This is a genomic window from bacterium SCSIO 12643, assembly GCA_024398135.1.
Lineage (GTDB): Bacteria > Bacteroidota > Bacteroidia > Flavobacteriales_G > Salibacteraceae > CAJXZP01.
Genome location: CP073750.1, coordinates 3091592 through 3106802 on the forward strand (window position 1 = coordinate 3091592; position 15211 = coordinate 3106802).

Genomic DNA, 15211 nt, shown 5'->3' on the forward strand with positions numbered 1-15211 from the left:
AATGTAAATGGAAATAACTACAGAATACAATTCGTGGTATATCATATTGTGTGCAGTCCTGGCCGGACTGTACACTTTTTTTCTATACGGTAGAAATAAGCAAAATGCGGAGCTGTCAACTTTAATTGTTCGATTGCTCAGTGTACTTAGATTTGTTACCGTATTTGCTCTGGCCATTTTATTACTTAATCCCTTATTCCAGAAATGGATTACAAGAACTGAAGCCCCTAAAATAATTTTTGCGCAGGATATTTCTGCTTCGATCAGAAATAATCTGGATTCCACCTACTACGACCAACAATATCTGAGTGATATTTCAGCACTTAAAGAACAAGTCTCGGCCAATTATGACGTGGTAGAAATGTTTTTTGGAGATGATGTGTATGTGCAAGATACTGGATTTTCCTTTGAAGATAAACGTACCAATTTTGCCAAAGTATTTGATGAAATTGAAGCTCGATATGCGGGCGAAAATATTGGCGCATTAATTTTTGCCAGTGATGGACTATTCAATGTAGGTGCCCATCCTGATTATTATAACTTTAAACAACGCTATCCCATTTATACGATTGGATTGGGAGATTCAACGATTAGAAGCGATATCGCTATTGTAGAATCTCGTGTGAATGATATCGTATATCTTGGAAATAGTTTTCCGGTGGAAGTTTCTATTACTTCAGATTTGCTAGAAGGGAAAGAGGCAAAATTGGAAGTCGTACATCAGGGTAAGGTCATAGAAACGCGTACACTCCAAATTGAGAAAGCACAGCAATTATTTACAGAAAACTTTGTTTTTGAAGCTGTTTCTGAAGGAACGCAACGCTACGTATTTCGAGTGACTGAATTTGAAAATGAATTTAATGTATTAAACAATACAACCCAGGTACTCATTGATGTTTTAGACAATAGAGATAAGATTTTAATCCTGGCAAATGCTCCACATCCGGACGTGGCTGCCATTAGAAATGTATTGGCAGAAAAGGAAAATTTTGAAGTTGAAGTTGGTCTTGCAAATGAATTCACGAAGTCTCTTGAAGGATATCATTTAATTATCAATCATGGATTTGCAACTTCTTCAAATAGTGCTTTATGGAGAAAAGTATGGGATTCGAAAGTGCCTATTTGGAATATTACATATAGTAAATTAGATGTACGTCAGGTAGCTACATTAACTCCCGGTTTTAATATCACGGGAGGTGGAGGAAGGACTAATAGAATTTCTCCGTCTTTAAATAAAGAATTTAATGCATTCAAATGGTCAGAGGATATGGAACAATACTTTGATGATGTTCCACCATTACATAGCCCATATGCGGAGATTACCGGATTTGATGCAACTCAAACGTATTTGTATCAAAAGCTAGGAGATGTGACCACAAATTTCCCATTGGTATATTTTTCGAAGAGAGAAGAAATCAAAACGGCATGGCAATTTGGTGAAGGTTTGTGGAGATGGAAAATGTTTGATTATCAGGAGAACGAATCAACCACGCATTTTAACGAGTATATCTGGAAAATGGTTCAATTCCTTTCGGTAAAGGAAGACAAAAGCAGGTTTAGAGTGAAAGTTGAAAAACATTTTTCTGAGAATCAGAATGTGAAACTGGAAGCCGAATATTACAATAAGTCATATGAGTTGATTAATGAAGCTGAGGTAAAGCTTATTGTAAAAAATCAGGCAGATAAGCAGTTTGAATATGTATTTACGCCATACAAAAACAGTTATCAACTGGATATCGGAAAATTGTCTCCCGGAGTATATACTTATGAGGCTTTTATAGCCGGAACAAAAAATCAGGAGTTCATCAAAAAAGGATCATTTGTGGTTAAACCGGTAAATGTGGAATGGGCGAGAGTAAGTGCAGATTTCGATGTCTTAAAAAGACTATCCCAAAATACCGATGGACAATTCTTCCTCCCGACACAATTAGAGCAATTAGGTGTTGTTTTTCAAGACAAATCCCAATTCCCTTCAATTTCTTATCAAAGTGAAAAGAAGCAGTCTGTCTTACATGAGAAATGGATCTTTTTTATCCTATTACTTTTACTCACCACCGAATGGTTAGTGAGAAAGTATAAAGGACGATACTAATTTATTCAATGACCATTTTTTGAGGAGCACTTTCATTTATTCGAATAAAGTAAACTCCGGAACTTAAATCAGTCTTAATGTAAGGTGTTTGATTGGTATTTATATTTTGGTGATGTACCAATCGGCCACTGATATCATAAATCGAAATTTGAGTAGATTCTGCGGAGTAATTTCCCCAATTGATTTGAAATGACCCTTGATTTGGATTAGGATAAATTTTGATTTGTGCTGCCGGATCTAAATCGTTTACACTTACAATCCAAACGTGGATTGAATCCGTTGCGATACAACCATTTTGTTCTGTTACAGTCAATCCATAATTACCCTGACTGATTTGTGTTAAATCGGCTGTGGTTGCACCCGTATTCCATTCATACGTATATGGTGCAGTTCCGCCAGAGATATTGGTTATAATAGCGCCATCGTTAGAACTCACAGAAGAGGCCGGAGTGATATTATACGTGATATTAACCGGAGTATAGATCATAGATTGTAATGCCTTGTACATGTTCAATCTCCCATTGGTTGCATTTTTTCCTATTAAATTTGGAACAGAATCCACAGATTGTAATAAGGATTGTCTTACCCATAATGCCAAACTATCCTGACGATGATCCAGGGCATCCTGTACATCGAATCCGCACATGGTAGAATACATAGCTCCAACTACTCCTGCTACATGCGGAGTAGCCATGGAAGTACCCGTTTTAAAACCGTAATTATGTCCAGGTGTAGTAGAACGAATGTCTGTTCCTGGCGCAGCTAAATCAATTTGTGTGGCCCCGAATCCTCCAATAACATTACCAAAAGAATTGATATTAGATACGGCCACCATGTAATCGCTAGGGCAGGTTGTTGGTACATCTCCATCTACGTCAACGTCTACTCCCGCATTGGATGTTGCGGCCATATTCAATATTCCTGCTGCTCCTAAGGTATCATAAAACGCGCACCATATAGGATAATCTGCAGGATCCGCTAAATTCACACCAAAAGAAGAGTTTGAAGCCACAATAAAAGCGCCTGAATCTCCCTGACTCTCATTATATTTTTCTCTTAACTCTAATACGTATCCATAAGCTTCAATAACGATGCTCTCAATACTGGAAGAACCACGTACAGGTAAGATTTGGCCTCCCCAAACAATTCCAGCAACACCTTCTGAGTTATTGGTTTTTGCACCCATAATCCCAGCAATGTGTGTTCCATGCGAATCTGGAGGAAGATTATCTGATTGATTAAAAGCATTCCATCCATGATAATCGTCTATATATCCGTTTTGATCATCATCAATTCCATTGTTTGGGATTTCATGTTTGTTTTTAAAAAGATTGAGATCAATATGATTGGTATCCATTCCTCCATCAATTACGGCCATGACAATGGTATCTCCGGTTATGGTCACATCATCCGTACTAATGTCCCATGCTTGAGGAGCATAAATTCTGGCTACATCATCATTACCCAAAGACCATTGTACGGGATATTCCAGATCGTTTGGAGTGATATCACGTTGTTCGATATTGGTATGATTTACCTGAACAATGGCCACACGTTCATCGGTTTTTACTCGCGAAATGACTCTTTGCACATCGTTTTTTTGATCATCAAATTCAAGTAAATAGACATGGGCTCTTTTTGAAAGTGTACGTAGTGGGTAAATCCCCAAATCTGACCAGTTTCGATTTAAGTCTATACAAATTTGTTCTACATTTTGATTTCCATTCATCATGACGATGACCTGGTTAGAAACATATTGTTCTTGAGCTGTAACAAAAACGTGAGAAATAATCAGTGCACACAGGATAAAAAATTGCTTCATTCTTTTTGTTTGATTGGGGCGAATATACCGTTTAAAACGTAATGAAAGAAGAGTGAATTGCTTATCCATCTGAAAAATAGTGTCATAATTATTTAAAAAATGGTTAATTAAGTAGTTCAAAAATGTATGGATTTGAAGTGAGCGGTATGTATAAAGAATTATCTTTCGCTTATCATTTTCAGCTGAAGATATGGGATTTTTGGTATATAAATCATCTGCAGGTTCAGGGAAGACATTTACACTGGTAAAGGAATACCTGAAAATTGCTTTAGGTTCAGATGATCCCAAAGTATTTGCGAGAATATTGGCCATCACTTTTACCAATAAAGCTGCCAATGAAATGACAGATCGGATTTTAGAAACGCTGGAAGAAATGGGTGGGGTAAGCCAGCAGGTTCAAAAGAGAACTTTGGATTTGATGCAAATCTTGATTCGGGAGTTAGATGTTTCTGAAGAGGTGCTAAAGAAACGGGCACGTAATACCTTAAAAAAGATCGTTCATAATTACAGTGATTTCTCGGTAGGAACTATTGACAGTTTTGTACATAAGATCATTCGCAGTTTTGCGCAGGAGATGGGATTGAATCAGCAATTTGATGTAGAACTCAATACGGATAGTGTTTTACATCGTGCGGTTGATATGATGTTGGAAAGAGTGGGAATAGATAAGGTGTTAACAACTTTTATTGAGCAGTATGCCAATCAAAAATTTGAAAAAGGAAGTAGTTGGAAAATTGATGAGGACTTATTTGGCTTTTCAAAACAATTACTAAATACGCATGAATGGTATTATTTAAATCAAGCTAAGGAGATTGATTTAGAGACTTATTTAGAGCGTTATAATGAATTGAAGAAATCGGTTCATATCTATGAACAATATTTACGAAAACGTGCAAAAGAGGCGGTTGGAATAGCACTCAATAACATTGAGAAGAACAAATATGCCTATGCGGGACAATTTGTTGGTTTTTTCCAAAAGATTCTTCAAAAGGATTATGGTCCATCGGTAGGTAAAAATATGCAGACATTGTTGGATAACCCGGATAAGAAGTGGTACGCCACAAAAGCAAGTGTAGATGAACAAGGTATAATAGAGGAAAGGAAAGGTGATCTGATTCGATTATATCTGGAGATTGAGGCATATAGAAGTGAAAATGAATCGGAGTATGAATTGAATAAACTGTTACACTCCAATTTGTATCAGGTGGCTCTATTAGCCGAGATTGATAAAGAAGTACAAAAGATCAAACAAGAGAATGATCTGGTTTTGATTTCTGATTTTACAGAATTGGTAGGACAGGTTACCCGTACTGAACCCGTACCTTTTATTTATGAAAAGTTGGGTGAGAAGTATGCTCATTTTCTTTTTGATGAATTTCAGGATACCTCATTAATGCAATGGCACAACATGTTGCCTTTGGTGGAGAATAGTTTATCGCAGGGAGGAACGAGTCTGGTGGTGGGAGATGCCAAGCAATCTATTTACCGTTGGAGAGGAGGAGTTGTAGAACAATTTACCGAGCTTCCTAAAGCATATAATCCATATGATGATAAATATGTAAAAGAGCGGGAGTTGTCTTTGATTCATAATTATGAGGACCGCGCACCACTAAACCGAAATTTTCGATCTAATGCGGATATTGTAAGGTTTAATAATCAGTTTTTTGATAAAGCGATTACTCAATTAAATTCTGGAATTGCAGAATACTATGCGGATGTTGCTCAGGAGGTAAAAGATGAAAATAGTCAGGGCTATGTGGAGTTCAACTTCTATCATGATCTTAAGAAAGAGGAGGCTTCGGCATTGGTGTTTGAAGACATTACGAATTTAATTCGCGATCTACAAAAGGATGGTTATGCTTTAAAGGATATGGCCATCTTGACCAAAAAGAAAAATGATACTCCGGCTTTGGTAGAGCATTTGAATCATAAAGAGATAAATGTGATCTCTTCAGAGAGTTTATTGGTCAATAACGCGCAATCAGTGAAACTGGTTTCGGCTGTCCTGAAGCACCTAAATCAGCCAGGAGAAAAGTTTTATATGTATGAAATTTTGATCCGATTTAATGAGATCAAACTCAGACCAGATTTCCATCAGGTGATTGGTGAACGAAGTGAAATGAATATGTTAAAACTCACTTCGGTGTTGTTGGGGTGGGGAATAGAATTTAATCGGATGTCGATTCTGTCATTTCCTTTATATGAAATGGTTTCAGAAGTGTTACAGGTTTTTGGTTTAGACCAAACTAAGGACAATAGATTAGCAACCTGGATGGATTATGTTTATAAAATCTCTTTGAAATCGGGAAAAGGATTATACGATTTGTTGGATGATTGGGAAGAAGTTCAAACCAAGTTAAGCATTCAAATTCCAGAAGATATTGATGCAGTGAATGTACTGACCATTCATAAATCAAAAGGATTGGATTGGCCGGTGGTTATTATTGCAGAAGGGAATTGGAACTCAAAACACAATAAACACTCATTTTGGGTAGAATTTCCAAAGGCCGACCCGATTCCCGTAGCAATTTTACCACATACAGTAAAACTAGAAAAGACGATTTTTTCCAAAGACTATGAATGCGAAAATGAAAAGATTGAACTGGATAATTTAAATGCGATGTATGTGGCGTTTACAAGACCATCAGAGCGTTTGTACGTGATGAGTGTAAAGCCTAATGCTGATTTTTTCAAACCTATGTATTCGATTATCGAAGACTGGGAAGATGATCTGTTTCAGAAAGAATATAATGAAACCGGGAAGAAGGTTCTATCCAAATTTTCATATGGAACGAAAGCATTGAAAACATCTGAACATAAGGCTAAAAATGCGGAGGTATTAAAAATAGAGAACTATAAAAATTCGGCTTATCGAGATAAACTGAAGGTGAAGAAGAATTACGTGAAGTGGATGAATGATACCGGAGAACGTGCGTATGGAAATTTAATTCATAAGGCATTTTCTTACATTGATTCGGTTGAGGATTTGACGGAAGCGGTGTTGAAATTGGAAATGGAAGGGGATATCAAACCAGATGAAAAAGAGGTGATAGAAGGGAAGTTATCAGAGGTGATTCAACATCCTCAGGTGAGCGAATTCTTTAAGTGGGGAGTGCAGGTCAAAAAGGAAGCGGAAATTATTTTGAGTAATGGAGATTTACTTCGTCCGGATCGTGTAGTGATTGAAGATGAACAGGCTATTGTCATAGATTTTAAAACTGGTATGAAAAAGACGGATCACCATGCGCAGATTACCTCATATAAAAATCAATTGATAGGAATGGGATATCAGGATGTCCGTGCCGTTTTGATTTATGTGGACCCGGTTGAGGTGGTAGAATTATAGCACGGTCTATTCCTGACTATTGATATGCACGTACCAATTGCGTAAACAAGACTCGATTTCAGATGTGGTAAATGGTTTGGATATATAATCGTCCATACCCGCCTGAATATATGATTGTTTATCCGTACCCATTGCATTTGCTGTCACCGCGATAATGATCGGTTTATTTTTACCATACATTCTCACAATTTCTTTGGTTGCAGAAACACCATCCAGTACAGGCATTTGTACATCCATAAAGATGATGTCAAACTGTTGGATTTTAATCTGATCTAATGCTTCCTGACCATTTGAAACAATCATAGGATTATAGCCCATTTTGTTTAGGTTGATCTGCAATAGCTTTTGATTAATTTCATTATCCTCTGCAATCAGTATTTTCAGCGGACAAGTTACACCTAGCTCTTTGTCAAATTTAACTTTAGTTGTACCACTTGAAGGAATTGGCATCTTATTATCTTTTTCAGCTTTAATTTTTAAATCAAACCAGAAAGTACTGCCTCGTGCAAATTCACTTTCCAGCTGAATAGATGACCCCATCATTCCCAAAATACCTTGAGAGATGGAAAGGCCTAACCCTACTCCTGAGTATTGACGGCTAACTTTAGAGTCGAGTTGATTAAAAGATGAAAAAATTTCGTTTTGTTTGTTTTTGGGCACCCCAATTCCGGAATCCTGAACTTCGAATCTTAAAGTGACCATAGAACCATTTAAGGTCGGTTCTGTTTTAATCACTTTTACGGTGAGTTTCACAAAACCTTCATGGGTAAACTTAATGGCATTGCTCAATAAATTCACAACCACCTGGCGCAGTCTTGGAGCATCAATGAAAGCAACACTTGGAATGTCTTTGTCTAGTGTTACCTCAAAATCCAGATCTTTTTCCTGGGCCAAAGGTTCAAACATATTGACCACATGTTTGAGTTCTTTATTAAGATCAGCAGGTTGTAGTTTGATACTTACTTTACCTGCCTCAACACGTGAAAAGTCCAGAATATCGTTCAACAGAATCAGCAAATTGTTACTACTAATGCTGATATTGTTCAAATAGTTTCTTTGATAATCATCTAAATTCGTATCAGCCAATAAAGAACTCATACCAATAATGGCGTTCATTGGGGTTCTGATCTCATGAGAAACCATCGCAATGAATTCAGATTTTACTTTTAATCCTTCTTCTGCGAGTTTGTGGGCTTCAATTAAATCCTTGGTCTTTTTTAAGTTTTCGTCAATTTGGTTGGAAAGTTCGTTGGATTGTTTTCTTCTAAAGCTGGCCTGTCTGGCTAAGGTAATGGCTACGGCTAAGGTGATGATAAAAAGACTGAATGTAATGATGAAATAGAATTTACTTTTCTCTTTTTCTTTCTCTTTTAGTTCAGCAATTTCAATCAGGTTTTCAATGGTTTCAGAATCATTGTAGGAATTGTATTTCACCCGTAGTTCTCGTAAACGATCCGTATTAACAGTTTTAGAAATGGAGTCATCCATAATATTGCTAATTCGCAAATGGTGATATGCCAATTCGTAATCTTCATTTAAATAAGATATCAATGAGAGCAGATTGTATGCCTTAGCCAATGTTTCTCCTTTTGGATTGTCTGAGGAACTCACCGCTTTATTCAGGTATTTTTCAGCCTTTTTGATGTCTTTGGTTTCATAGGCAATCTTTCCCAGGTCGTAGTAAATCTCAGTAATAATTGCAGAATTGTCTTTGAACTGATCAACAATGGATTCCAAATTGGTTTCAGCCTCACCCCATTTTTCCAGGTTCATAAGATGCTCTGCGTAAAGCTTGGTGGTTAAAGCCAACTGTACCTGATCATTCAATTTGGTTGAAATTGCGATAGAAGATTGAAAAGCATCATCTGCACGATCATAATCCTTCATGGTAATGAAAGTATTGGCCAGGTGATTCCAAATCTCCGCTAGTTTTTTCTGCTCGTTATATTCAATGGCAATATCCTTTGCACGATTTAAATAATCCTCAGCTTTATCCAAACTACCCAAATGCGTATAGTTAATTCCAATATTGATTAGCGTTGAAATTTGTTCTGGTTTGGGTGCAAATGCGATTTTAAGATCCAATGCACGTTTGAGATAATTTAATGCATTCTCATATTCTTGTGCCTGACTGCTTAGAATACTCAAATTATTTAACGCCTTAGCCATAGAAACGCTATCAGAAATATCTTTAGCTAATTCCAGAGATTCATTAAAATAATTAATTGCTAATTCCCCTTTTTTAGTCGAGAGATAAACTGCTCCTAAAGACCTTTTAATATTGACCAGTGCTAATGTATCTTGCTGTTCAATCGCTAAGTTTTTAGCTTGATTCAGGCAAATCAAAGCTGAATCATATTGGGTATCATGGAAATAGATTAATCCCAGTTGATGACAAGATGTTTTCTTTAACGTAGGATCATTTTTGTCTATAGAGTAATCTACAAAAGCCTGTGCGATTAGTTTCGCTTTTTCGTGTGCCTTATTGGTATTCGCCTGAATTGCCTTTACAAATTCTTTTTCTGCTTCTTCCGTGGAAAAGTCTGAATTAAAAAAAGATAGGGTATCGTAAGACTTTTGCCCAATCAATATGGTAGAGAAGGCGATGAGAATAAATAACGAGACGAATGTGGCAAGATGTAGACGTTTCACACGCCCAAAATAAAATTAAAAGGAGTATTTGAAATCAAATTTTTTCTTTTTTTTTGTCATCCAAAATTTAGCGATTGAAAGACACACAAATAGCACATCTTGAATCTCAAAGAATTAGTTTAGTGAATAAACTGAATAATTTGGACCCTGTAAAACTTGAGTTTAGCGAAGGAGCGCAACGATGGTCTATTTTAAACGTGGTGGAACATTTGGTGTTAAGTGAAGAGTCATCGGTAAATTATGCGCTCAAAAAAATCCAGGAGATTGAAAGTTTAAAGGGAGTTTCGTTTAAATCCAGAGTATATAGTCTGATATTAAGTACAGTTTTAAAATTTAATCTAAAGTTTAAAGCTCCGGAGGTAGCTAAACCAGGGGTAAACCCTGTAACCTTGGATGAATTAAATGCACGTTGGGAAGCGACTCGGGTTCAATTGTATAATTTGAGTGCTGAATCACCAGATGTTTTAAACAAAGGAATTCTAAAACATCCATTTGTGGGGAAGATGAATTTTAACCAGATGTTACAATTTTTTGAAGCCCATTTTGAGCATCATATTGTTCAAATCAATAGACTGGTAGAAATGCAGATAATGCAGAAAGCTTTAGTTGTTGAGGTAGCTAAATAACCTTATTCCCATTTCGTTGGATCCTGAACCATTTCCATTTTCTTTATTAGCATAGATGCATTGGTGTTTTCATAGTGGTAAAACAGAGTACATGAGTTTGCCGTAAACTGTATAGGTTCAGAATTTTTAGAGATGGTCATTTTTTGATTCGGATAGAAATAACTTTCAATCCACAGCGTATCATGTGTCTTTTTGATCTCCGTTACCGGTTGAGAAAATCCCTCATAAATAATAGAATCGGTAGTTAACGGTTTTTGCGTAACCAATTGAAGCCCGATTCGCATTCCTCTCGATTTGTTGGCCCCACCCACAAGAGGTGTTTGCACTGCAGAAATGATTTCAAAAGGATGAGAGTCGGTTTGATTGATATCCTTATTGAAACTACAGGAGGAGATCATGAAATAGATACTGATAAAGTACAGAGGTAAATGCGCTTTTTTCATATTCATAGTTAGGTAACGGTACAAAAATAGAGCTGATTTAAATCCAATCCTCACATTTTGTGATATCCAATATTGAAATACTAGTTTTGTTACAAATTTATTTCCTTACCTAACAAAATAACTACTATGAGAAAAAAATTACGGGTTTCTATTTTCTTAATCGCGTTAGCTACAGTTTTTTCAGGGTATCTGTTTACTGATATGTTTGATTTTGTGAAAAAATCTGCTCTTTCGGAAAGAGAACAATACGAAGAGAGGTTGCGTAACCATAAATATAAAATGCGTTATACAACGGAAGAATTATCTGAAATACCTAAAGCAGATCGACCAGACTTAGCTTATTTACAAGACTATTTAGAGACGATGAATCCTGCATTGGGAAGGCCTGAACCTGAAAAGTTGATTCCGATTTGGGAAATGACCAAGAACATGCAACAGTCGACTGCTAGAACTCCCGGAGCCTCAGGTTCGCCATGGGTAGAAAGAGGGCCAAATAACGTTGGAGGAAGAACAAGAGCTTTAGCCTGGGACCCGACTTCAACCAATAAAGTATGGGGTGGAGGTGTTACCGGAGGATTATGGTATAATAACAATATCACAAGTTCCACATCCAGTTGGCAAGCTGTAAATGATTTTTGGGATAATATTACAGTAACTGCCATAGCGTTTGATCCGAATAATAGTAACATCATTTATGTAGGTACCGGAGAAAGTTATACCGGAGCAAGTAGAGGTGCCGGAATCTGGAAATCGACTAACGGGGGAACTACATTCTCACAAATATCATCGACTAGTTCTTTCTATTATATCAATGATTTAGTCGTGAGAAACGAAAGCAACACTTCAGTGGTGTATGCTGCTGTGGCTGGACGTTATTATCAGGGACAATGGCATGGAACAGCAAATGAAGGATTACAAAGATCAGTGAATGGAGGAACTTCCTGGACACAAGTTTTACCAAATGTAAGTGGTGCTCCGGAAAAACCAACGGATTTGGATATTGCTTCTGACAATGAACTTTGGGTTGGTGTAGATGCCAATTCATATGGTGATGGAGGAGGTAAGGTGTATGCATCAACTTCCGGAACAAGTTTTACGCTAAAACATACTCATTCAAATCCGGGTAGAGTGAGTTTGGCTTGTGCACCTTCGAATTCCAATTATGTGTATGTGGCGTTTGAATATAATCAACAATTGGATGCGTTTAAAAGAACAACCAATGATGGAAGTAGTTGGGCCCTTAGATCAGAACCAAATGATGCAGACAATGGAATTCCTGCGACTGATTTTACCAGAGGTCAGGCGTGGTACAATCTGGTATTGGATGTAGATCCAAATAACATGAACACTGTAATGATAGGTGGAATTGACTTATTTAAAACCACGAATGGTGGGACTTCCTGGCAGCAAATTTCACATTGGTACGGAGGTTTTGGATATACAGATGTGCATGCGGATCAACACGCGATTGTATATAAACCAGGATCTTCTTCCATTGCGATCTTTGGTAATGATGGTGGAATCTACTATTCAAGTAATGTAAACGCATCTTCACCAAGTATCCCGCATCGGGTTAAAGATTATAATGTGACACAATATTATGCATGTGCGATTCATCCAACTGCCAATAGCAACTATTTCTTAGCGGGTTCACAGGATAATGGAACACAACAATACGCTTCAGCAGGGATGAATTCTACCACTGAGGCGACAGGTGGTGATGGGGCTTATTGCCATATTGATCAAACGAATGGAGATTATCAGACTACGAGTTATGTGTATAATGATTTTTACCATTCTTCTGACGGTGGAGCAAATTTCTCTAATATTAGTACAGATCAGAATACAGGTAAATTTATCAATCCAAGTGATCTGGACGATAACCAAAACATCTTGTATACATTTAGAACACCAACTTCCTTATATCGGGTAACTGGATTTCAAAGTTCCAATCCAGTGGTTTCGAGCATGACGATATCTAGTTTGTTATCTGATGCGACAAATCTAAAAGTGTCTCCGTATACAACCACATCAACAACATTATTTATCGGTACAGAAGCTGGACGTTTATTCAAGATTACAAATGCGAATTCCAATCCGGTTTCATCTGATATTACCGGAAGTTCATTTCCAACCGGGTCGATTTCTTGTATTGAGTTTGGACAAACTGAAAATCAAATTATTGTGACTTTCTCAAATTATGGGGTGACATCTGTTTGGTATACTGCAAATGGTGGTACTACCTGGACAGCTAAAGAAGGTAACTTGCCGGATATGCCGGTAAGATGGGCGTTATTTAACCCTTCAAATATTGCGGAGGTGATTTTGGCTACCGAAGTAGGTGTATGGTCTACATCTAACTTTAATTCTTCATCACCAACCTGGACGGCTTCTAACTCAGGATTGGCAAATGTGCGTGTAGATATGTTACAAATGAGATCTTCAGATAAAGAAGTAATTGCGGCTACACATGGACGAGGATTGTTCTCTTCAAATGGTTTTGCGGGAACTACAAATCCGAGTTACTGTGCGGCAACATCTACGACCATTCCATGTGATGAATACATTAGTAATGTAACCATAGGTACGATTAACAATACTACAACTTGTGGGAATTATAGTGATTACACTTCTCAATCCACCACCGTATCTGCGGGCTCTTCTGTAGCGATGACCATTTCTACTTTAAATGCTGGTGGAAATGCAGGATACAATGATGATCAGGTAGCGGTCTGGGTAGATTGGAATAATGATCAGGACTTTACAGATCCTGGAGAACAAGAGTATATCGTAACGTATAGTTCTTCGGTGACATTTCCATTGAGTTTTAATATTACAGTTCCGTCTAATGCAACTTCAGGTTCAGTAAGAATGCGTGTGAGAATGGTATATGAACCAGATGATGGACAAATTACGCCATGTGGAAGTTCACAATGGGGTGAAGTAGAAGATTATACTTTGGTTGTACAAGGTGGAACACCTGCTTATTGTACAGCGACTTCAACAACTACTCCTTGTGATGAGTATATCAGCAATGTCACAATTGGAAATATTAATAATACCACTACATGTGGAAATTATAGTGATTTTACATCTCAAACAGCAACGGTTTCTGCTGGAGCTTCAGTACCTATGAGTATAACGACTTTGAACAATGGTGGAAATGCAGGATATAATGATGATCAGGTAGCTGTTTGGGTGGATTGGAATAATGACCTGGATTTTAATGATCCGGGAGAGCAGGAATACATTGTGACCTACAGTGCTTCGGTGACGTTCCCATTGAGTTTTAATATCACTGTTCCTTCAAATGTATCTCCGGGTAGTGTAAGAATGCGCGTGAGAATGGTGTATGAGCCGGACGATGGCCAGATTACTCCTTGTGGAAGTTCGCAATGGGGAGAGGTGGAAGATTATACTTTAAATGTGGTTGCAGCATCAAGTATTAATTGGACCAGTCAACCGAATAACACAGTTATTGAATGTGATGAATCGGCCAATCCTTCAAATACAGGAACACCAACAGCAACAAGTACATGTTTGGTAGGAGTGCTTAATATAGCTTCAACTGATAGTATTATTGGAGGTTCATGTGCCAATTCAAGTTGGATATATAGAAAATGGACAGCATCTGATGCTTGTGGAAATGTGGAAACCTATATTCAGGTCATTACGATTGAAGATCAAACTGATCCAACCATTACGTGTCCAGCGGACCAAAATGTAGTGTCATCAAATGGTGTAAATGCTGAATTACCGGATTATAGAAATATGGCAACAGTAAGTGATAATTGTTCTTTACCGAATAATATTACCATTACCCAAAGTCCGGTTCAGGGAAGTACAGTTGTGATTGGTACCACCGTAGTGACTTTAACTGCTACTGATGAATGTGGAAATACTGCAGATTGTTCATTTAATGCAGATATTCAAATTGCGAGTAGTGTGGAGAATCTGACGGTAGATGAAATGGAGATTTACCCAAATCCAAGTTCTGGAGTATTCTATATAAATCTGGGGCTTCTTCAACAACATACTACTGGATTAAAAGTATTAGATATGTTAGGCAAGGAAGTATATCGTAATGATAATTATGATGGAAAAATGATCCAGAATATTGATCTGAATGGAGTAGAGTCCGGAGTTTATTATCTGGAAGTTAAAACAGAAACCAGATCATTTGTTAAGCGAATTCTCAAGTTCTAAGACGAACGGATATGAAATAAAAAA

The 15211-nt window shown here is 37.3% G+C and carries 7 protein-coding genes; 4 read left to right on the forward strand and 3 right to left on the reverse strand.

Features of this window, described 5'->3' with window-relative positions; translation table 11 throughout:
• Positions 1-7 precede the first annotated feature (7 nt).
• Positions 8-2092 (forward strand): hypothetical protein, encoded by a 2085-nt coding sequence (locus KFE94_13650; GenBank protein UTW65687.1) that lies wholly within the window; start codon positions 8-10, stop codon positions 2090-2092.
• Between the two features lies 1 nt (position 2093).
• Here the strand turns inward: KFE94_13650 and KFE94_13655 are convergent, their stop codons facing one another.
• Positions 2094-3914, reverse strand: coding sequence for a S8 family serine peptidase (locus KFE94_13655; protein UTW65688.1), 1821 nt, complete (start codon positions 3912-3914; stop codon positions 2094-2096).
• Positions 3915-4104: 190 nt separating this feature from the next.
• Between KFE94_13655 and KFE94_13660 the strand changes: the two genes are divergently transcribed.
• The gene (locus KFE94_13660; GenBank protein ID UTW65689.1) at positions 4105-7260 is read left to right on the forward strand and encodes a UvrD-helicase domain-containing protein; all 3156 of its coding nucleotides are present in this window, start codon (positions 4105-4107) and stop codon (positions 7258-7260) included.
• 6 nt (positions 7261-7266) lie between these two features.
• Here KFE94_13660 and KFE94_13665 read toward each other — a convergent pair whose 3' ends face one another.
• Entirely contained in the window at positions 7267-9912 is a 2646-nt protein-coding gene (locus KFE94_13665; GenBank protein ID UTW65690.1) for a tetratricopeptide repeat protein, read from the reverse strand.
• A 74-nt stretch (positions 9913-9986) separates the two neighbouring features.
• On the opposite strand from KFE94_13665, the gene KFE94_13670 reads away from it, so the two are divergent.
• Entirely contained in the window at positions 9987-10538 is a 552-nt protein-coding gene (locus KFE94_13670; protein ID UTW65691.1) for a DinB family protein, read from the forward strand.
• Positions 10539-10540: 2 nt separating this feature from the next.
• Here KFE94_13670 and KFE94_13675 read toward each other — a convergent pair whose 3' ends face one another.
• Complete coding sequence (locus KFE94_13675) at positions 10541-10981, reverse strand: hypothetical protein (GenBank protein ID UTW65692.1); 441 nt, start codon at positions 10979-10981, stop codon at positions 10541-10543.
• Between the two features lie 126 nt (positions 10982-11107).
• Here KFE94_13675 and KFE94_13680 point away from each other — a divergent pair, with 126 nt between their 5' ends.
• Positions 11108-15187, forward strand: coding sequence for a T9SS type A sorting domain-containing protein (locus KFE94_13680; GenBank protein ID UTW65693.1), 4080 nt, complete (start codon positions 11108-11110; stop codon positions 15185-15187).
• The last annotated feature ends 24 nt before the right edge of the window (positions 15188-15211 follow it).

Excerpts from the sequence above, each read along its gene's own strand:
- KFE94_13650 (UTW65687.1), top strand. The coding sequence starts at position 8 with ATGGAAATAACTACAGAATACAATTCGTGGTATATCATATTGTGTGCA.
- KFE94_13655 (UTW65688.1), bottom strand. The coding sequence starts at position 3,914 with ATGAAGCAATTTTTTATCCTGTGTGCACTGATTATTTCTCACGTTTTT.
- KFE94_13660 (UTW65689.1), top strand. The coding sequence starts at position 4,105 with ATGGGATTTTTGGTATATAAATCATCTGCAGGTTCAGGGAAGACATTT.
- KFE94_13675 (UTW65692.1), bottom strand. The coding sequence starts at position 10,981 with ATGAAAAAAGCGCATTTACCTCTGTACTTTATCAGTATCTATTTCATG.
- KFE94_13680 (UTW65693.1), top strand. The coding sequence starts at position 11,108 with ATGAGAAAAAAATTACGGGTTTCTATTTTCTTAATCGCGTTAGCTACA.